General features: G+C 75.1%; 20 protein-coding genes. 11 read left to right on the top strand and 9 right to left on the bottom strand.

Translation table 11 applies throughout. The features are described 5' to 3' along the window. Positions 1–34 precede the first annotated feature (34 nt). Together ACN27B_RS26655 and ACN27B_RS26650 are read right to left on the bottom strand one after the other, a co-directional pair. On the bottom strand, positions 35–898 hold the full coding sequence (locus ACN27B_RS26655; RefSeq protein WP_422741826.1) for an NAD(P)H-hydrate dehydratase: 864 nt from the start codon (positions 896–898) through the stop codon (positions 35–37). Then, the gene (locus ACN27B_RS26650) at positions 882–1,613 is read right to left on the bottom strand and encodes a histidine phosphatase family protein (protein WP_091574168.1); all 732 of its coding nucleotides are present in this window, start codon (positions 1,611–1,613) and stop codon (positions 882–884) included. Before ACN27B_RS26650 ends, ACN27B_RS26655 begins: the two co-directional genes overlap by 17 nt. Before the next feature lie 124 nt (positions 1,614–1,737). On the opposite strand from ACN27B_RS26650, the gene ACN27B_RS26645 reads away from it, so the two are divergent. The 3 genes from ACN27B_RS26645 (at position 1,738) to ACN27B_RS26635 (ending at position 3,448) form a co-directional block, all read left to right on the top strand. Then, the gene (locus ACN27B_RS26645) at positions 1,738–1,968 is read left to right on the top strand and encodes a hypothetical protein (RefSeq protein ID WP_091577528.1); all 231 of its coding nucleotides are present in this window, start codon (positions 1,738–1,740) and stop codon (positions 1,966–1,968) included. 131 nt (positions 1,969–2,099) lie between these two features. Next, positions 2,100–2,429, top strand: a complete 330-nt coding sequence (locus tag ACN27B_RS26640) for a hypothetical protein (RefSeq protein WP_099160745.1) — start codon at positions 2,100–2,102, stop codon at positions 2,427–2,429. Between the two features lie 35 nt (positions 2,430–2,464). Continuing rightward, entirely contained in the window at positions 2,465–3,448 is a 984-nt protein-coding gene (locus ACN27B_RS26635) for a DNA polymerase domain-containing protein (protein WP_099160746.1), read from the top strand. Between the two features lie 4 nt (positions 3,449–3,452). Here the strand turns inward: ACN27B_RS26635 and ACN27B_RS26630 are convergent, their stop codons facing one another. Beyond that, entirely contained in the window at positions 3,453–3,959 is a 507-nt protein-coding gene (locus tag ACN27B_RS26630) for an Lrp/AsnC family transcriptional regulator (protein WP_422741823.1), read from the bottom strand. Between the two features lie 72 nt (positions 3,960–4,031). On the opposite strand from ACN27B_RS26630, the gene pdhA reads away from it, so the two are divergent. From pdhA to ACN27B_RS26610, 4 genes are all read left to right on the top strand, one after another. Next, the gene (gene pdhA / locus ACN27B_RS26625; RefSeq protein WP_422746080.1) at positions 4,032–5,237 is read left to right on the top strand and encodes a pyruvate dehydrogenase (acetyl-transferring) E1 component subunit alpha; all 1,206 of its coding nucleotides are present in this window, start codon (positions 4,032–4,034) and stop codon (positions 5,235–5,237) included. Further along, positions 5,237–6,241 (top strand): alpha-ketoacid dehydrogenase subunit beta, encoded by a 1,005-nt coding sequence (locus tag ACN27B_RS26620; protein WP_355518525.1) that lies wholly within the window; start codon positions 5,237–5,239, stop codon positions 6,239–6,241. The genes pdhA and ACN27B_RS26620 overlap by 1 nt, the downstream gene beginning before the upstream one ends. Before the next feature lie 53 nt (positions 6,242–6,294). Further along, positions 6,295–7,728, top strand: coding sequence for a dihydrolipoamide acetyltransferase family protein (locus ACN27B_RS26615; protein WP_253866682.1), 1,434 nt, complete (start codon positions 6,295–6,297; stop codon positions 7,726–7,728). 457 nt (positions 7,729–8,185) lie between these two features. After that, positions 8,186–9,457 (top strand): Ig-like domain-containing protein, encoded by a 1,272-nt coding sequence (locus ACN27B_RS26610; protein ID WP_422741820.1) that lies wholly within the window; start codon positions 8,186–8,188, stop codon positions 9,455–9,457. A gap of 60 nt (positions 9,458–9,517) precedes the next feature. Here the strand turns inward: ACN27B_RS26610 and ACN27B_RS26605 are convergent, their stop codons facing one another. Then, positions 9,518–10,543, bottom strand: coding sequence for an SMP-30/gluconolactonase/LRE family protein (locus ACN27B_RS26605; RefSeq protein ID WP_422741819.1), 1,026 nt, complete (start codon positions 10,541–10,543; stop codon positions 9,518–9,520). Positions 10,544–10,824: 281 nt separating this feature from the next. Between ACN27B_RS26605 and ACN27B_RS26600 the strand changes: the two genes are divergently transcribed. Further along, the gene (locus ACN27B_RS26600; RefSeq protein WP_099160749.1) at positions 10,825–11,181 is read left to right on the top strand and encodes an STAS domain-containing protein; all 357 of its coding nucleotides are present in this window, start codon (positions 10,825–10,827) and stop codon (positions 11,179–11,181) included. A gap of 70 nt (positions 11,182–11,251) precedes the next feature. On the opposite strand, the gene ACN27B_RS26595 is transcribed toward ACN27B_RS26600, so the two are convergent. After that, complete coding sequence (locus ACN27B_RS26595) at positions 11,252–11,620, bottom strand: FKBP-type peptidyl-prolyl cis-trans isomerase (RefSeq protein WP_091574174.1); 369 nt, start codon at positions 11,618–11,620, stop codon at positions 11,252–11,254. Positions 11,621–11,781: 161 nt separating this feature from the next. Continuing rightward, positions 11,782–12,339 carry a DoxX family membrane protein gene (locus tag ACN27B_RS26590; RefSeq protein WP_422741818.1) on the bottom strand — a complete coding sequence of 186 codons (558 nt, stop codon included), beginning with the start codon at positions 12,337–12,339 and terminating at the stop codon, positions 11,782–11,784. A gap of 216 nt (positions 12,340–12,555) precedes the next feature. On the opposite strand from ACN27B_RS26590, the gene ACN27B_RS26585 reads away from it, so the two are divergent. Then, entirely contained in the window at positions 12,556–13,254 is a 699-nt protein-coding gene (locus ACN27B_RS26585) for a CBS domain-containing protein (RefSeq protein WP_098746209.1), read from the top strand. Between the two features lie 115 nt (positions 13,255–13,369). Here the strand turns inward: ACN27B_RS26585 and ACN27B_RS26580 are convergent, their stop codons facing one another. Together ACN27B_RS26580 and ACN27B_RS26575 are read right to left on the bottom strand one after the other, a co-directional pair. Then, entirely contained in the window at positions 13,370–13,843 is a 474-nt protein-coding gene (locus ACN27B_RS26580; protein ID WP_099160750.1) for a universal stress protein, read from the bottom strand. A gap of 109 nt (positions 13,844–13,952) precedes the next feature. Beyond that, the gene (locus tag ACN27B_RS26575) at positions 13,953–14,669 is read right to left on the bottom strand and encodes a helical backbone metal receptor (RefSeq protein WP_091574176.1); all 717 of its coding nucleotides are present in this window, start codon (positions 14,667–14,669) and stop codon (positions 13,953–13,955) included. 87 nt (positions 14,670–14,756) lie between these two features. Between ACN27B_RS26575 and ACN27B_RS26570 the strand changes: the two genes are divergently transcribed. Next, entirely contained in the window at positions 14,757–15,413 is a 657-nt protein-coding gene (locus tag ACN27B_RS26570) for a nitroreductase family protein (RefSeq protein WP_422741817.1), read from the top strand. A 4-nt stretch (positions 15,414–15,417) separates the two neighbouring features. Here ACN27B_RS26570 and ACN27B_RS26565 read toward each other — a convergent pair whose 3' ends face one another. Continuing rightward, positions 15,418–16,497 (bottom strand): DICT sensory domain-containing protein, encoded by a 1,080-nt coding sequence (locus ACN27B_RS26565; protein WP_422741816.1) that lies wholly within the window; start codon positions 16,495–16,497, stop codon positions 15,418–15,420. A gap of 137 nt (positions 16,498–16,634) precedes the next feature. Here ACN27B_RS26565 and ACN27B_RS26560 point away from each other — a divergent pair, with 137 nt between their 5' ends. Then, positions 16,635–17,501 (top strand): DUF2726 domain-containing protein, encoded by an 867-nt coding sequence (locus ACN27B_RS26560; RefSeq protein ID WP_355518547.1) that lies wholly within the window; start codon positions 16,635–16,637, stop codon positions 17,499–17,501. Positions 17,502–17,600 lie beyond the last annotated feature (99 nt).

Genomic DNA, 17,600 nt, shown 5'->3' with positions numbered 1-17,600 from the left:
CTACCCCCGACCGGATCGGCACAAACCGTGCGGATCACACCGTGGCCAGCGTGTACGGGATCTCGTCGAGCAGCTCGCGGGCGAGGAAACCGATCCGGCCGTAGCGGGGGACCAGCCGCTGCCCGCTCACCGCGTGCGCGAACGCGGCCCAGCAGGCGGCCTGCGCGGGGTCGGCGCCCCGGGAGAGCAGCCCGGCGAGCAGTCCGGCGCGCACGTCGCCGCTGCCGGAGGTGCCCAGCCCGGCGTCCCCGCTCTCCTCCCGCCAGGCCCGGCCGTCCGGGGTGGCGATGTGGCCGTAGAGCGAGACCACCGCGTCGTAGCGGCCGGCCAGCTCGATCGCCTCGGCGTCCAGGTCGTCGCCGGGGTCGCGGTCGAGCAGGTGGCGGGCCTCGGTGAGGTTGGGGGTCAGCACCACCCTGCGGCCCGAGCCGACCAGCAGGTCCGGCTCGTGGCTGAGCGCGCCGAGCGCGTACGCGTCGAGCACCAGCGCGGTCTCCGGCCCGGCCGCGTCGAGGACCAGGCGCAGCAGTTCCCCGGTGGTGTCGATGTCGTTCAACCCGGGGCCGACCGTCACCACGTCCGCGTCGGCGACCAGCCCGCCGAGCAGGTCGCCGGGATCGCCCCGGACCGCGCCGTCGCGGTTCTCCGGCAGGCCGACCACCAACGCCTCGGGCACCTGGATGCTGAGCGCGGCGGCGGTGGACTCGGCGGCGGCGAGTTGCAGCACGCCGGCGCCGGCGCGCAGCGCGGCCACGCCGGCCAGCAGCACCGCCCCGGGCGTGAACCGGGAGCCGCCGACGACCAGCACCGTGCCCCGGGCCTCCTTGCCGCCGGTCGGTACGGGCAGCGCCCAGTCCCGCAGCAGCGCGGGGGTGATCACGTCAGACCGGCTCGGCATGGACCTCGTCCTCCCTGGTGGGTTGCGCCCCCTGCCGGTGCAGGTGGGTGACGTCGTTGAACAGCTCCGGCGTGAGGCGGCCGGACTCGTCGGCACGCCAGCCGGTGACCGAGCAGTTGGCGATCACGTGGTCACGGGTGAGCGCCATCAACTCCTCCTCGGTGAGCCCCTCCACCAGGTAGCGCAGCAGGAACACCAACGCGTCGTGGCCGAACAGCAGCACCCGCCCGCCTTCGTGGTCGCGGCGCAGGTCGCCCAGCAGGGCCCGCAGCCGCAGCGCCACGTCGGTCCAGGACTCGCCGCCCGGCGGGCGGTAGTAGAACTTGCCGAGCCGGGCGCGTCGCTCGGCCTCCTCGGGATGGCGCCGGCGCACGCCGTGGCCGGTCAACCCGTCGAGGATGCCCAGCTCCCGGTCGCGCAGCCGTTCGTCGCGGCTCATCGGCACGCCGGTCCCGGCCAGGGCCAGCTCGGCGGTGCGCACCGCCCGCAGGTACGGCGACACCACCGCCACGTCCGGCCGGCGCCCCTCGGGCAGGCCGGCCAGCCACCGGCCGGTCGCCCGGGCCTGCTCCTCGCCGGTCGACGACAGCGGCACGTCCGCGTCCCGGTGGGTGAGGTCGATCAGCTCGGCGCCGGACGTCTCGGCCGCGGTGGCCGCCACGTTCGCCGTGCTCTCGCCGTGCCGGACGATCCAGAGCGATGCCAACTCCGCCATGCGGCCTCCGGTACCCGGGGTCCGGGACGGGTAACCGTGCCGGTCGCCACCGTGCGTGAACGTGCCGGGAAGGGGTAAGCGGGCGGTTCCGGAAGTCGACACAGGGAGGTGTGCCGTGGCGACCATGGTCCGTGAGCCGATGAGCCCGGTGAAGGACAAGAACTACGACCTGATCCACGCGCTGCAGATGTCACTCCAGCACATCTGGCAACTGGAGACGTACATCGCGGACGCGGAGGACCGGGGCGACTCCGAGCTCGCCACCTGGTTCCGCAAGATCCAGGAGAACAACCGCAAGGCCGGCGACCAGGGCAAGAAGCTGCTGGCCGAGCGCCTGCAGCGGGAGAACGGCTGACCGTCTTCCCGATCGGCCGGGTGGGTGCGCCCACCCGGCCGACGCGTGCCCGGGCGAGGGACAGCGCCGTACGCATCGATCCGGCAGGATGTCCGGCAGGCCGGGGCGGTCCCGGTCGCCGGGGGGCGGGCATGTCGACGGTGGTCCGGGGTCTGCGCGAGGCGCTGGTGCTCTTCGTGATCGCGGCGGTGGTGATCGCGGTCGCGGTCGGCATCTGGGTCGCGGTCGCCGGTGGTGACTTCGTGCACCGGCTCGGCGCGTCGTTCATCCTGGCCGGCCTCCTGATCGGGGTGACCGGCGACCTGACGCTGAGCCGGATCGGCATGCTGGACGCGCGGTCGGCGTTCGGCCTGCCGCCCGAGCGGGACGACGGCGGCGGCGGGCGGGTCCTGACCGGTGTCGGCGTCTTCCTCTTCGTCTCGGTGCCGCTGATCGTGGTCGGGGCGCTGCTGATCACCTGACGAGATGCCCGCGTGCGGCCGGTCCACGTCGTACGGTGTGGGGCGTGGCGACCACGGCGGCCGAGGAACTCCGGGTGGGGGAGCGGCTGGTCCGCGTCTCCAGCCCCGACAAGCCCTACTTTCCCGAGCGCGGGCTGACCAAGCTGGACGTCGTGCGCTACTTCCTCGCCGTCGGTGACGGCATCCTGCGCGCGCTGCGGGACCGGCCGACCATGCTGGAACGCTGGCCGCGCGGGGTGTTCGAGGGCGCGAAGGTGGCCACCCGGCAGACGAACAAGGGCGACGCGTTCTACCAGAAGCGGCTGCCGGCGGGCGCGCCCGACTGGGTCCGCACCGCGCACATCACCTTCCCCAGCGGCCGGACCGCCGACGAGGTGGCCCCGAGCGAGCTGGCCGTGGTGATCTGGGCGGCCAACCTCGGCACGCTGCGGTTCCACCCCTGGCCGGTGTCGAAGGCCGACGTCGAGCGCCCCGACCAGCTGCGCATCGACCTCGATCCGATGCCCGGGGTGGACTTCGCGCAGGTGGTGCCGGTGGCCCACGAGGTGCGGGCGTTCCTCGCCGAGCTGGGCATGGAGGGCTTCCCGAAGACCACCGGCGGTCGTGGCATCCACGTCTACCTGTCGATCGAGCCGCGCTGGAGCTTCGGGGAGTGCCGGCGGGCGGTGCTGGCGCTCGGCCTCCAGATGCAGCGCCGGCTGCCCGACCTGGTCACCACCACCTGGTGGCGGGACCAACGCGACCGGCCGGTCTTCGTCGACTACAACCAGATGGCCCGCGACCACACCATGACCTCGGCGTACTCGATCCGGCCGACGCCGCGGGCGCTGGTCTCGGCGCCGCTGGACTGGGCCGAGCTGGACGACGCCCGCCCGGAGGACTTCGACGTGGTGAGCATGCCGGCCCGGTTCGCCGAGCGCGGCGACCCGCACGCCGGCCTGGACACACGGCGGTATTCCCTGGAACGCCTGCTGGAGCTGGCCGACCGCGAGGGCCTGGAGTCACCGCCGGAGCGTTGAGCGCTCAGGCCCAGGGGCTCGACGTGCCGTCGAACTCCTCGAAGACCAGCCAGGTGCGGGTGGAGAGCACCCCGGCGATGCTCTGGACCCGGTCCAGCACCACGTCGCGCAGCGTGGCGTTGTCCGGCGCGCGCACCAGGGCGAGCACGTCGTGCTCACCGCTGAGCAGCGCCGCGTGCTCGATGTAGCGCACCTGGGCCAGCTCGGCGGAGACCTCCCGCCAGGTGTTCTGCTCGATGGTCAACGCGATGTAGGCCGACGTGCCCAGGCCGGCCGGCTCCGGGGCGACCCGCGCGGTGAAGCCGGTGAGCACGCCGTCGCGCAGCAGCCGCTCCACCCGGGCGTACGCGTTGGTGCGCGAGACGTGCACCCGTTCGGCGAGCGTCCGGATGGACAGCCGGGCGTCGGCGACCAGCTCCCGCAGGATCCGCCGGTCGACCTCGTCGAGCGGCCCGACCGAACGTCCCGTTCCGCCCGCCCCGCCCGGTGTGGTGCCGGTCTCCTGGCTCACTCCGCCCGCCTCCCCGTGCCATTCGTCCCGCGTTCATCCCGGATGTTGAGTCAATCATCCCTGAGCAGGAGCATAGGGCCACCACACGTCCAGGAGGTCCCCGCCGTGACGACCACACCCCAGGCGGTCCGCAGGGCATCCCCGCGCACCCGCCGGCCGGCCACCCCGGCCGCTCCCGACCCGACGGCTGGCCTGCTGCCGCAGTCCGAGCCGGTCCGGCTGCTGAATCCGGACGGCACTCCGCTGCCGCCCCGCGACGACTACCCCGAGCCGCCGGTCGAGACGCTGCGCGAGATGTACCGCCGGATGGTCGTCGGCCGCCGCTTCGACACCCAGGCCACCGCGCTGACCAAGCAGGGCCGGCTCGCCGTCTACCCGTCCGCCCGGGGCCAGGAGGCCTGCCAGGTCGGCGGCGTGCTGGCGCTGCGCGACACCGACTGGGTCTTCCCGACCTACCGGGAGTCGATGGCGCTGACCGCCCGCGGCCTCGACCCGGTCGAGGTGCTCACCCTGCTGCGCGGCGACTGGCACTGCGGGTACGACCCGGCCGTCACCCGCACCGCGCCCCAGTGCACCCCCCTCGCGACCCAGTCCGTGCACGCCGCCGGCCTCGCCTACGGCGAGTCCTACCAGGGGCGGGACACCGTCGCGCTGACGTTCATCGGCGACGGCGCCACCAGCGAGGGCGACTTCCACGAGGGCGTCAACTTCGCCGCCGTGTTCAAGGCCCCGGTGGTCTACCTGGTGCAGAACAACAAGTACGCGATCAGCGTGCCGCTGTCCCGGCAGACCGCCGCGCCGACCCTGGCCTACAAGGGCGTCGGCTACGGCGTGCCCAGCGAGCAGGTCGACGGCAACGACCCGGTGGCCGTCCTCGCGGTGCTGAACCGCGCCGTCGCGCACGCCCGCGCCGGCAAGGGCCCCTACCTGATCGAGGCGCACACCTACCGGATGGAGCCGCACACCAACGCCGACGACCAGACCCGCTACCGGGACGCCGAGGAGGTCGAGGCGTGGCGCGACCGCGACCCGATCGCCCGCCTGGAGGCCTACCTGCGGGCCCGCGGCGTGCTGGACGACGAGGCCGTCGCGGCCGTCGCGCAGGAGGCCGAGGAGTACGCCGCCGCGCTGCGCCGCCGGATGGACTCCCAGCCCACCGTCGACCCGCTGAGCCTGTTCGACCACGTCTACGCCGAGCCGACGCCGCAGCTGGTCGAGCAGCGTGAACTGGTCCGGGCCGAGCTGGAAGCGGCCCGCGACGAGGAGGGGGACGCCTGATGGCCACCATGACCATGGCGAAGGCGCTCAACGCCGCGCTCGCCGACGCGATGCTCGACGACGAGCGGGTGGTCGTCTTCGGCGAGGACGTCGGCCAACTCGGCGGCGTCTTCCGGATCACCGACGGGTTGCAGGCCCGCTTCGGCGACAAGCGCTGCTTCGACACCCCGCTCGCCGAGGCGGGCATCGTCGGCTTCGCCGTCGGCCTGGCCATGTCCGGGCTGCGGCCGGTGGTCGAGATGCAGTTCGACGCGTTCGCGTACCCGGCGTTCGAGCAGATCGCCTCGCACGTGGCGAAGCTGCGCAACCGCACCCGCGGCGCGCTCAGCGTGCCGATCGTGATCCGGGTGCCCTACGCCGGCGGCATCGGCGGCGTCGAGCACCACTGCGACTCCTCCGAGGCCTACTACGCGCACACCCCGGGGTTGAAGGTCGTCACCCCGGCCACCGTCGAGGACGCGTACTCCCTGCTGCGCGCTGCTGTCGACGACCCCGACCCGGTCGTGTTCCTGGAGCCGAAGAAGCTCTACTTCGGAAGCGGCGAGGCGGAGCTGCCGGCGCGCACCGCGCCGATCGGCACCGCCGTCGTGCGCCGCCCCGGCACCGACGCCACCCTCGTCGCGTACGGGCCGGCGGTGCCGGTGGCGCTGGCCGCGGCCGAGGCGGCCCGGGAGGAGGGCTGGGACCTGGAGGTGGTCGACGTGCGCAGCATCGTGCCGTTCGACGACGCCACCGTCACCGCCTCGGTACGCCGCACCGGACGGTGCGTGGTGATCCAGGAGGCGCAGGGCTTCGCCGGCGTCGGCGCCGAGATCGCCGCCCGGGTGCAGGAGCGCTGCTTCCACGCGCTGCACGCCCCGGTGCTGCGGGTCTCCGGACTGGACATCCCCTACCCGGCGCCGATGCTGGAGCACACCCACCTGCCCTCGGTCGACCGGGTGCTGGACGCCGTCGCCCGGCTGCAGTGGGACGACCAGCCCGACACCCGGTGGGTGGCGGCATGAGCGAACGCACCGAGCGAAGCGAGGGCCGTGAGGCCATGCCCGGCCGGCACGGCATGAGCGCCGCTGTCGGTACACGCGACTTCCTCCTGCCGGACCTGGGGGAAGGGCTGAGCGAGGCGGAGATCGTCGAGTGGCGGGTCGCCGTCGGTGACGTGGTCACCGTGGACCAGAGCGTGGTCGAGGTGGAGACCGCCAAGGCCGTCGTCGACGTGCCCTGCCCGTACCCCGGCCGGGTGGTGGCCCTGCACGGCGCGGCGGGCGAGGTCCGCCCGGTCGGCCAGCCGCTGATCACCATCGAGCCGCTCGACGGCGACGACGCCCCGGACCCGCATGCCACCTACCGCGAGGAGGAGCGGGCCGGCTCCGGCAACGTCCTGATCGGGTACGGCACCGGCCACGGCGGCCCGGGTCGGCGACGACGTCGACCCCGCCTCGCGGTGGCTTCCGAGCCCGCCCCGACGGCCCCCGCGGCCGTCCCGGCCGGTCCTGCGGCCCCGACGGGTCGCGCGGTCCCGGGTGGCTCGTCGACGCCGCCCGGCTCGCTCGCGGCCGCGGACCGGGACTCCGAACCGGCGCGGGCCTCCGGACCGGCGGCGGCGCCGCTGGTCATCTCGCCGATCGTGCGGCGGCTGGCGAAGGAGCACGGGATCGACCTGGCGTCGGTGCGCGGCACCGGCCCGGGCGGCGTGATCCGCCGGGTCGACGTGGAGGCGGCCCGGACCGCTCCGCCAGCCCGGCTGGCCGCCGTGCCGGACGCCCCGGACGCGCACGTCGGGCTCGCCCCGACCGGCGACGGCGACGTGGTCGTCCCGCTCACCGGCATCCGCAAGGTGATCGCCGACAAGCTCTCCCGCAGCCGGCGGGAGATCCCCGAGGTGACCATCTGGGTGGACGTGGACGCGACCGGGCTGCTGGAGACCCGGGCCGCGATCAACGCCGCCTCCCCGGACGCGCCGGTGAGCATCCTGGCCCTGCTGGCCCGGATCTGCCTCAGCGGGCTGCGGCGGTACCCGCAGCTCAACGCGCGGGTCGACACCGAGGGGCAGCGGATCGTCCAGTCCGCCGGGGTGCACCTGGGCATCGCGGCGCAGACCGACCGCGGGCTGGTGGTGCCGGTGCTGCGCGACGCCCAGCGGCTGACCACCCGGGAGCTGGCCGCCGCGCTCGCCGAGACCACCGCGTCGGCCCGTGCGGGCACGCTGCCCCCGGCGCGGCTGAGCGGCGGCACGTTCACGCTCAACAACTACGGCGTCTTCGGGGTGGACGGTTCCACGCCGATCATCAACCACCCGGAGGCGGCGCTGCTCGGCGTCGGCCGGATCGTGGACAAGCCCTGGGTGGTGGACGGACAGCTCGCCGTCCGCAAGGTGACCCAGCTCAGCCTCACCTTCGACCACCGGGTCTGCGACGGCGGGGTGGCCGGCGGGTTCCTGCGCCACGTGGCCGACTGCGTCGAGCAGCCGGCCCTGCTGGTCGCCAACGTCTGACCCCCCGCCCCCGGCCCCGGCCCCCACCGAGGGGGCCGGGGCCGCTCGCGTCCCCGCCGCCGCGCCCGCGATCTTGCACTTGCTGCCCTCGATGTGCCCGATTCGCACCCTTATCGAGGGCCGCAACTGCAAGATCGCGGCAGTGGTGCGGGTGGCGTGCGACGTCCAGCGCTGCCCGTCTCGCCGGGCCGGCCCCCCGTCGATCATGAGGTTGGCGGGGGCGAATCGGGGGCGTGCGCCGTCAACTTCATGATCGACGGATGAGGGGCGGGCGGGGCGCGGGGCGGGCGGTGGTGCGCGAATCGGGCGGAGGGGGCGTGGGGCGCAAGCCGGGACGGGAATTACCTGTCCGGCACGATTCGCGCAGCCGTTTCCGAGCAATTCCGCCGAAGGTGCCACAGCGTGACGCCGGGCCTACAGAATGTGGGCGAGGGGACGCGGAAATGGGGGGCGAAATATGTTTGTGAGGCGACGACTGACGCTATTCGCGATGACTGTCGCAGTCGCGCCACTGGCGGTCGGCGCGTGCACCGCCGGCCCGAAGTCGGTGGCGCGCAAGGCCGAGGCGGCCCCGCCGTCGGTCACCGTGACACCGATCGACCGGGCCCGGGACGTGCCGATCAGCGTGGAGGTGGGCGCGAAGGTCAGCAACGGCAGGGTGACCGCCGTGAAGCTCACCGACGACAAGGGCCGCCCGGTGCCGGCGCAACCGCGCGAGGACGGTTCCGGCTGGGTGCCGGACCGCCCGTTGGCGAATTCCCGGGCGTACACGGCCGAGGTGACCGTTACCGGCGATTCCGGAAAGACCACCACGCGCAAGACGACGTTCACGACGATGGCCAAATCCACCAAACCGGCCATCACCAGTGAATTGTATTTCCGGGACAACCAGACGTACGGGACGGCGATGCCGGTGGTGCTCGGTTTCGACCCGCCGATCCCGGAGCAGGCCCGCGCGGACGTGCAGCGCCGGCTGTTCGTCAAGACCGACCCGCCGCAGCCGGGCACCTGGTCCTGGGTGGCCGACGGCAAGCAGGCCGAGTACCGGGCGCCCGACCGGTGGAAGCCGGGTACGAAGATCAGCGTGCGCAGCGCGCTGGAGGGGCTGCCCATCGGCAAGGAGGCGGTGGGCGACGCGGACCGGGTGGCGTCGGCCAAGGTGGGGCGGCAGGTGTCGCTGGACATCGACAACACCACCAAGCAGATGGCCGTCTACCAGGACGGCAAGCTGCTCAAGAAGGTCCCGGTCAGTCTCGGCAAGCCGAGCACGCCGAGTTCCAGCGGCACCATGGTGATCATGGAAAAGCACGAGCACACCACGTTCGACACCCGGGGTGAGCCGGACGGCGGCTACGTGGTCGACGTGGACGACGCCCAGCGACTGACCTGGGGCGGCGAGTTCATCCACTCGGCGCCGTGGTCGGAGGGGGAGCAGGGCTTCAACAACACCTCGCACGGCTGCACCAACGTCTCGGCCACCGCCGCCGACTGGCTGATGGGCATCACCCAGGTCGGCGACCTGGTGACCGTCAAGGGCACCGAGGTGCAGCTCCAGCAGGGCAACGGCTTCACCGCCTGGAACGTCGGGTGGAACGAGTTCGCCAAGGGCAGCGCGCTGCCCGTACCGGCGGGCCTGAAGCCCACGCAGAGTCCGACGCCGCACCCGGGCGCGGTGGCCGGCGGGTCGTCGCCCGCCCCGGCCCCGAGCCGGAGCAACAGCGGCGGCTGAACCGGGGGAGGAACGGCCACCGGGCCGGCGTCGCGTCCGCGGCGCCGGCCCGGCGCCGTCTCAGTCCAGGTCGACGCGGGCCACGCCGGTCGCGGTCAGGCTGCCCAGCCAGAGCTGCCGGCCGTGCTGCCGCACGCCGGTGACCATCGGGTACGCCCCGCTCGGGCCGTGCAGCGTGCGCAGCACCCGCCCCGCGTCGTCGACCAGCGCGACCAGCCCGTAGCGGCGGGGCTGCGGCTGCACCGCGCCCGGCAGCAGGGCGACGATCTGCCGCACCCGGGGATGGGGCAGCAGCCGCTCCATGATCGGCAGGCGTGGGCTGGGCAGCGCGATCCAGTACGTCCCGTCGCCGACCGCGGAGACGTTGTCCGGGTAGGCCGGCAGGTCGGCCAGCACGGTGGCCCGCCCGCCCGGCAGCTCGACCCGCAGCAGCCGGTGGGTGGCGGTCTCGACCAGCATCAGCGCCGACTCGTCCGGGGTGAGGGCCAGCCCGTTGGGGAAGTAGAGCCCGTCCGCCACCACGTCGGTGCGCCCGCTGCGCCGGTCGTAGGCCAGCACCCGGCCGTTGGGCCGGTGCTCCAGCAGGTCGCGTTTCCACTGGGACAGCGGGAACCGGTCGGAGCTGTCGGTGAAGTAGACGGTGCCGTCCCGGGCGACCGCCGCGTTGTCGGCCAGGTGCACCGGCGGCCCGCTGCCGGTCAGCTCGTGCACCGCGCCGGCCGGGTCGACCCGCAGCAGCCCCCGGTAGGCGTCGCAGACCAGCAACCCGCCGTCGACCGGGTCCAGCTCGATGCCGAGCGGCCGGCCGCCGGTCTCGGCGAGCAGCGTGGGCCGGGTGCCGGCCGGGGCGTCCGCCGGCCACCACCAGAGCCGGCCGTCCTCGTCGCCGCTGATCGCCCGGCCCTCGGCGTCGATGACCACGTCCTCCGGCCCGTGCCCGCCGGCGGGCAGCGGCAGCAGGTCGGCACGATCGAGGCGGGTGTCGCCGGGGGCCCAGGGCCCGTCCAGCGGCGGCGGCACGGTGGCCGGCTCACGGACCGGCCGGATCAGCAGGGGCGCACGCGGGCGGGGCACAGACACGGCCATCGGCTCATTGTGGCCCGGCCGACGCGTCGACGGCAGTCCCGGCCGGCGTGTCCGCGTGGCGGGCCGGTCCGTGGGGCCGGCTGCCCGCGCTCAGAGGGCTGCCGGCGGCGCGGGCGGGTGGGCTGCGGCCTCGCGCGGGCCGGTCCGGAGGGGGCCCGGTGCGGAGCCGGCGGGCGGCTGCGGGATGACCCTGAGCGGCCTCGGGGTCGGCACCCGGGCGCTACCCGGAACCCCCGCGCGGACGTGGCGGAACTGTCGGTGGGCGCCGGTAGGTTTGCCGCATGGCAGACAGCGGCGACCGCTTCCACGTGGCGACGGAGGTGCACGACCAGGTGGTCGTGCTGCGCCCGGTCGGCGAGATCGACATCGCCACCGTGACGGCGTTCCGGGCCGCGCTCTGGGCGGCGCCGGCGCGGCCGGTGCTGCGGGTCGACCTGTCCGGCGTCCGGCTGCTCTCCGCGGCCGGGGTGCGCGCGCTGGTCGCCGCGCACCTGCGGGTGCGGGCACGCGGCGGCGAGCTGGTGCTGGTCGACCCCGACCCGGTGGTCTCCCGGGTGCTGCGGGTGACCGGGCTGCATCGGGTGCTCCCGGTGCGCGAGTCGACCCGCCCGTCGGAGCTGCTCGCCTGCGCGGCCTGACCGCCGCCGGGCCGCCGACACGCCGCCGGGCCGCCGGCGCGATGCCGACGGCCCGGGGGACGGGGAGCGCTCAGCGCACGCCGAGCAGGTCCACCACGAAGACGAGCGTCTCGTTCGGCTTGATGACGCCGCCGGCGCCGCGGGCGCCGTAGCCCAGGTGCGGCGGGATGGTGAGCCGGCGCCGGCCGCCCACCTTCATGCCGATCACGCCCTGGTCCCAGCCGGCGATGACCTGGCCGCCGCCGAGCGGGAACTCGAACGTCTCGCCCCGGTTCCACGAGGCGTCGAACTCGCGGCCGGTCGAGTGCGCCACGCCCACGTAGTGCACGCTGGCCAGCTGGCCCGGGCGGGCCTCCGGGCCGTCGCCGACCGTGATGTCCTCGATGACGAGATCGGCGGGCGGCGCGCCCTCGATCGGGCCAACCTCGGGCTTGTCCATGAGCGGGTCTCCTCGGTGCTGACGGTGTGGTCACCGTCGATCCTGCCCGATCGCGACCGGCCGATACGCGCCGGTCCCCGCCGGGGCGCGGCGGGGGCGTACGACCGGGCGGGCGCCGCCTGTCGGCGACGCCCGCCCGGGGCGACCTGCTCTCGATGACCTCACTTCAGCCAGGGGAGGCGCTGGATCAGGGGGAGCTTCGCCCAGGCGCGGCCGAGGCCGAGGGTGTTGCCGGCGCCGACCAGAGCCAGACCGGCGAGCAGGCCCGCGTAGATGAGGTGGTCGTCCATGAAGGGGTTGTTCTCGGGAGGCAGCACCGCCGTCCACATCAGGACCAGGAGCAGCCCGCCGGTGGCGGCGGCGATCCGGGTGCCGATGCCGAGCAGCAGGGCCACGCCGATGCCGAGCAGGCCGAGCATGAACAGCCAGTCCGCCCAGGCCGCGCCGGCGATGTCGTGGTAGATGTCCGCGAACGGGCCGGCCACCGCGTTGCCCAGGAAGCCCTTGGTCGGGCTGCCGCCGTTGATCCAGGCGTTCTTCGCCGGGGTCTCGTGTCCCAGGCCGAACATCTTGTCGAGGAAGGCCCAGAGGAACGTCCAGCCCAGGGCGAGCCGCAGCCCGGCCCAGACGTACCGGGTGGCCTTCTGGCGGGGGGTCTCGGCCGCCGGAGCGATGGTGGCGGCGGGGGTCCGCTCGATTGTCGCGGTCATGGTCTCCACGTCCCTTCTGTGCCTCGCACCGCGTTCCCGGTGGCACCTTCATTCCACTCCCCGGCGAGGGCCGGCAGCAGGGCCGACGGTGCCCCCGTGACCGGGTCCTTGGTCCCGTCCCGACCCGGTCCGGACGGCCCCCGGCGGACCGGTCCGCCGCCTCTGCCCGGGCGCCCGGGCGGCGGCCTAGCGTCGCTGGTGCAGGCCCGGCACGAGGAGGTCGTGATGAGGACGTGGCAGGTGGCCGACGTGATGACCAGGGACGTCGCGACGGTGGGCGAGGACACCCCGTACCGCGACGTCGTCGACGTGCTGGTCCGGGAACGGGTCAGCGGGGTTCCGGTGGTGGACTCGTTCCACCGCGTGCTCGGGGTGGTCTCCGAGGCGGACCTGCTGCACAAGGTGGAGCGCTCCGGCCACCCGGACGAGCGGCGGGTCTTCGAGGGGCGGCGCCGGCGTACCGCCCGGGAGAAGGCGGGCGCGCTGGTGGCCCGCGACCTGATGACCGCGCCGGCGGTCACCACGCACGAGCGGGCGTCGCTGGCCGCGACGGCCCGGCTGATGGACCGCGAGGCGGTCAAGCGGCTGCCCGTCCTCGACGACCTGGGCCGGCTGGCCGGCATCGTGACCCGGGGCGACCTGCTCCGGGTGCACCTGCGCACCGACGCGGAGATCCGCGAGGACGTGGTGCACGAGGTGCTGCGTCGGGTGCTCTCCGTGCGGGACGGCCTGGTGACGGTCCAGGTCCGCGGCGGGGAGGTCACCATGGACGGACGGCTGGACCGGCGCAGCGCCGTCGACCTCGCCGGACGCCTGGCGGGCCAGGTCGCCGGCGTGGTCGCGGTGCACAACGCCGTCGGGTACGACGTGGACGACACCACCCTGATGGAGCTGGACCCGGTGCACGCCACCCCGATCGCCTGACCGTCCCCGTTCCGGGCCCCGCCGACGCCGGTGGGGCCCGGGACGTGTCGGGCGTCCGAGCCCGCAACCGGCGACGGCCGCCCCACAGTTGGGGCGGCCGTCGCCGTGTCGATGGTCAGCCGCGCAGCGCCGGCTCGGTGGAGGCCCGGGCCGCCGGGACCGGCACCGGGACCACGACCACCGGGCAGCTCGCCTTGCGGACGCACTCCTCACTGACCGAGCCGAGCACGGTGTGCCGCAGCCGGTTGTGCCCGTGGCTGCCCAGCACCAGCAGGTCGGCCGTACGGGCGGCGGCGGTCAGCACGTCCGCCGGCCGGCCCTCGGCCACCTCCCCGGCGACCGGGTGGCCGGCACCCTGCCGCCGGACGAGGTCCGCGATCGCCCGGTCGAGCAGCTCCTCCGCGTGTCGCCGCTCGTCGGTCGGGTTCGTCGCGGTGGTCGGCCCCGCCTCGATGCCGTCCCACCGCCAGGCGACCACCGCCTGCACCGTGCCGCCGCGCGCCGCCGCCTCGTCGGCGGCCCAGTCCAGGGCGCGCCGGCCGCCGTCCGACCCGTCGACGCCCACCACGATCAGTCGGTTCTGGTTCATGGCCCACTCCCTTCGTCCTGCCCGCAGTGCACACCCGCGGCGGCGACCCCGGACAGGCGCGAAGGACCCGATCGGGCGGGCCGTCCGTCCCGCCCGCGGCGGCGACGGGTCAGACCGGGGCGGCGAGCTGGGCGGCGAGCAGCGCCGGCGCCTCGGCCAGCGAGGGGCCGTACCAGGTCAGGTGCCGGCCCGAGACCAGCACCGAGGGCACGCCGGGGAACGCCTCCGGCCCGTCGTCGGCGGTGAACCGGTACGGCTCGTCGGGCAGCACCACCAGCTCGGGCGCGCGGGCGCGCAGGACGTCCAGCGCCGGTCGGGGATAGCGCTCCGGATCCCCGGCCCAGCCGTTGACCACACCGAGCCGGCGCAGCACGTCCCCGGCGAACGTGTCCCGGCCCAGCACCACCCAGGGGCGCCGCCACACCGGCACCACCGCGGTGCGGACCCGCGCCGGCGCGGGCGGGGCGGCCCAGGCCCGGCGGGCCGCCCGCAACCACGGCGGCTCGTCCGGCGCGCCGATCGCGGCGACCAGCTCGCCGAGCTGGTCGAGGGCCTCCGGCACGGTACGCGGGAAGGTGACCCGCACCGGCACCCCGGCCGCGCGCAGCGCCTCCGCGTCGGCCAGCCGGTTCTCCTCCTCGTTGAGCAGCACCAGGTCGGGCGCGAGCGCCAGTACCCGGTCCAGGTCGGGATATTTCGTCCCGCCGACCCGGGTCACGTCCAGCCCGTCCGGGTGGGTGCACCAGTCGGTCGCGCCGACCAGCACCTCCGGGCGGGTCGCCGCGACCGCCTCGGTCAGCGAGGGAACCAGTGACACCACGCGCACGGTCGTCCTCCTCGTACCGCCCATCCTGGCGCATCGACGGCCGCCGGTCGGGTGGCCGGCGCCGGCGGACCGGTCGACAATGAGCGGATGCCTCCGAGCCCCGCCGCCCTGCCGGCCCCCGACTACGGCGTCCCACCGGCCGAGGCGCTGCCCCGGGCCCGTGAGTTCGCCGACCAGCTGGTCCGCCGACGCACCGTACGCGACTTCAGCGACCGGCCGATCCCACCCGGGGTGCTGGCCGAGGCGTTGCGGGCCGCCGCGTCGGCGCCGAGCGGGGCGAACCGGCAGCCGTGGCGGTTCGTGGTGCTGACCGACCCGGCGCTGAAGCGACGCCTGCGGGCCGCCGCCGAGGCCGAGGAGCGCGTCTTCTACGAGCGGCGTGCGCCGGAGGAGTGGCTGGCCGCGCTGGCCCCGCTCGGCACCGACGCCAGCAAGCCATTCCTGGAGACCGCGCCGGCGGTGATCGTGGTGTTCGAGGTGCACCGCGGGCCCGGGTCGCCCCGGCCCTACTACGTCAAGGAGTCGGTGGGGATCGCCGTCGGGTTCCTGCTCGCCGCGCTGCACCACGCCGGGCTGGCCACGCTCACCCACACGCCGAGCCCGATGCGCTTCCTCAACGAGCTGCTCGACCGGCCGGCCGAGGAGCGGGGCAACCTGATCATCCCGGTGGGCTATCCCGCGCCCGACGCGACCGTGCCGGACATCGACCGGAAGCCGCCGACCGAGGTGGTGCTCTGGCGCTGACCGGTCAGCGCACGGCGGGCGCCGGCTCGGGTTCCAGGCCCGCCACCGGCACGCCCTGCCGCACCGCCCACTCCACCGCGGCCCGCAGGTCCGCCGTGGGCAGCGGCCGCCGGGTGGTCACCGCCACGGCCGCGTGCACGGTGTACGCGAGGAACGGGTACGACCGGGCCAGCTCACCGATGGCCTCGTGCAGCCGTGCGACCACGGCCAGCGCCTCCGGCTCGCCGAGCGCCGGCAGGACGAGCTGGAACTCGTTGTCGGCGACGCGGACCGCCCGGTCGACCGGGCGCAGCACGCCGGTGACCGCGGCCAGGACGGCCTGACCCTCCCGGGCGACGCTGCGCCGGCCGAAGCGTTCCGGCGCGCCGGCCGGCTCGTCCACCCGCAGGCCGACCAGGGCCACCGGCAGCGTGCCGGAGGCGGTCACCCCGTCCGCGTCGGTCCACCGGCGCAGGCCCGGCTCGTCGAGCATGCCGTCGGTCGGCTCGACCGCGCGTACGCCCCGGTCGCCGCGCCGGGCCAGCAGCCGCAGCGCCGCCTCGGCCCGGGACTCGCCCGGCCCGGCCGGGATCTCCCGTACCCGGGCGACCGCCTCGTCGAGCGCGGACCGGGCCGCGGCGGGCAGCCGTTCGGCGAGCCGCTCCCGCAGCCGGATCACCTCGTGCAGCGCCTCGTCGCGGCGGAATCCCCACCGCCCGTCGAAGAGCCGGCCGGACTCCAGCGTCGGCGCCGGCCCGACCTCGCCCCGGTCGTACGCCACCAGGGTGGCGCCGAAGCGCGGGGTCAGCGCCACCACGCTCCACTCCCGGGCCAGATCCTCGGCCTCGTCCAACGCCACCCCGTACGTCCGGTCGGGCAGGTCGGGCGGGGGGCCACCGACCATGCCGACCACGGTGGTGGCGGCCCGACCGGCGATCCGCCGGTAGACCGCGCGCTCCCGGTCGAAGTACGGCAGCCGCTGGAAGAGCGCGAGCACCACGAGTGGGCCGTCCTCGGCCTCGGCCAGCGCGGCGCGTTCGATGGCGTGGGATACGGCGACGAGACTGCGTTTGGTGAATCGCTCCGGGGTCCGTCCGCTGTGCACCCGCCGAGCCTAGAGGGCCGGACCGGGTGGCGCACCGGCCGGCGGGTGCCCGGATTCGCCCGCACCGCCGAGGCGGTCACCATGATCGACGCCCTACACTCGGGCGTCGAGGCGAGCGACGGACGGATTGTGGCGAGATGACGAGCACCGGCAGCGTGGCCGTGTCCTGGTTGCGGCCGGTCCCGCCGGGCGTGCCGTCCCGGTTCACCCGGGCCGGCCAGGTCGGCTACGCCGACCGGCGCCTCGGCGAGCTGGTGCAGGGACGCCCGCCGGGGGTCACCGGCAGTCAGTGGAGCACCGCCGGCCGCGCCGGCCTCGACCTGGTGGTGTGCGCGGCCGACACGGGACTTCCGCGTTTCGCGGTCAGGTTCACCACGCCGGCGGCCGACGGGTCGCCGGCCCGCCGCGCGGAACGGCTGACCGACGCGGTCTGCGCCGCCGTCGGACTGCCGCTGGTGCGGGTCGAGTCGCCGACGCTCGGCGGTGCGGACCAGGCACGCCGGTTCGCCGAGTACGTCGTCGACGCCCGGGCCTACGCCGCGGGGACCGACCCGGACGACGGGGACACGATCGGGTTCCGGGACATCGAGGGCCGGCTCCCGGACGGCCGGCGGGGTCCGGTCAACGACCTCGGCGCGTTGGCCCGGGTCGACGCGGTCGAGGCGTACGTGGCGGGCCGGCTGGCCGACCCGATCGTGCGCGGCCTGCACGTGCGCTGGACCGACGGCCCGGCGGAGGGTTGGGGCTGGGTCGAGGTGCGGCCCGGCCGGTGCCTCGTCGAGCGGGTCCGGCTGACGTCCCGGGGGTTCGCGTGCGGGGTGGAGCCGGGTCGACTCGCCGAGGACCTGGCCGTGGCGGCGTTGGGGGAGCGGCTGCGTGACCTCGACGCGGCGGCGCCGTCCCTGGTGGACCGGGGCGACCTGCGCGGGCAGGTGCGACGCCTCGCCGAGCGGCGGGCCTCGTTCGACGGCGGCTTCGCGTTCGACCACCTCTGGGTCGACTGAACCGGGCCGTCGCGACCCGCCGATTTTTTTCCGATCTCCGGTTGAACCTTCGCCGTCGGCGCTCCGTACCTAAGCGGGAATGGACGCAGATCTTCCCGC

The organism is Micromonospora sp. WMMD754 (genome assembly GCF_049315235.1).
Lineage (GTDB): Bacteria > Actinomycetota > Actinomycetes > Mycobacteriales > Micromonosporaceae > Micromonospora > Micromonospora sediminicola.
The sequence above is the reverse complement of the archived record's forward strand: the minus strand, read 5'-3'. Positions and strand labels throughout refer to the sequence as shown.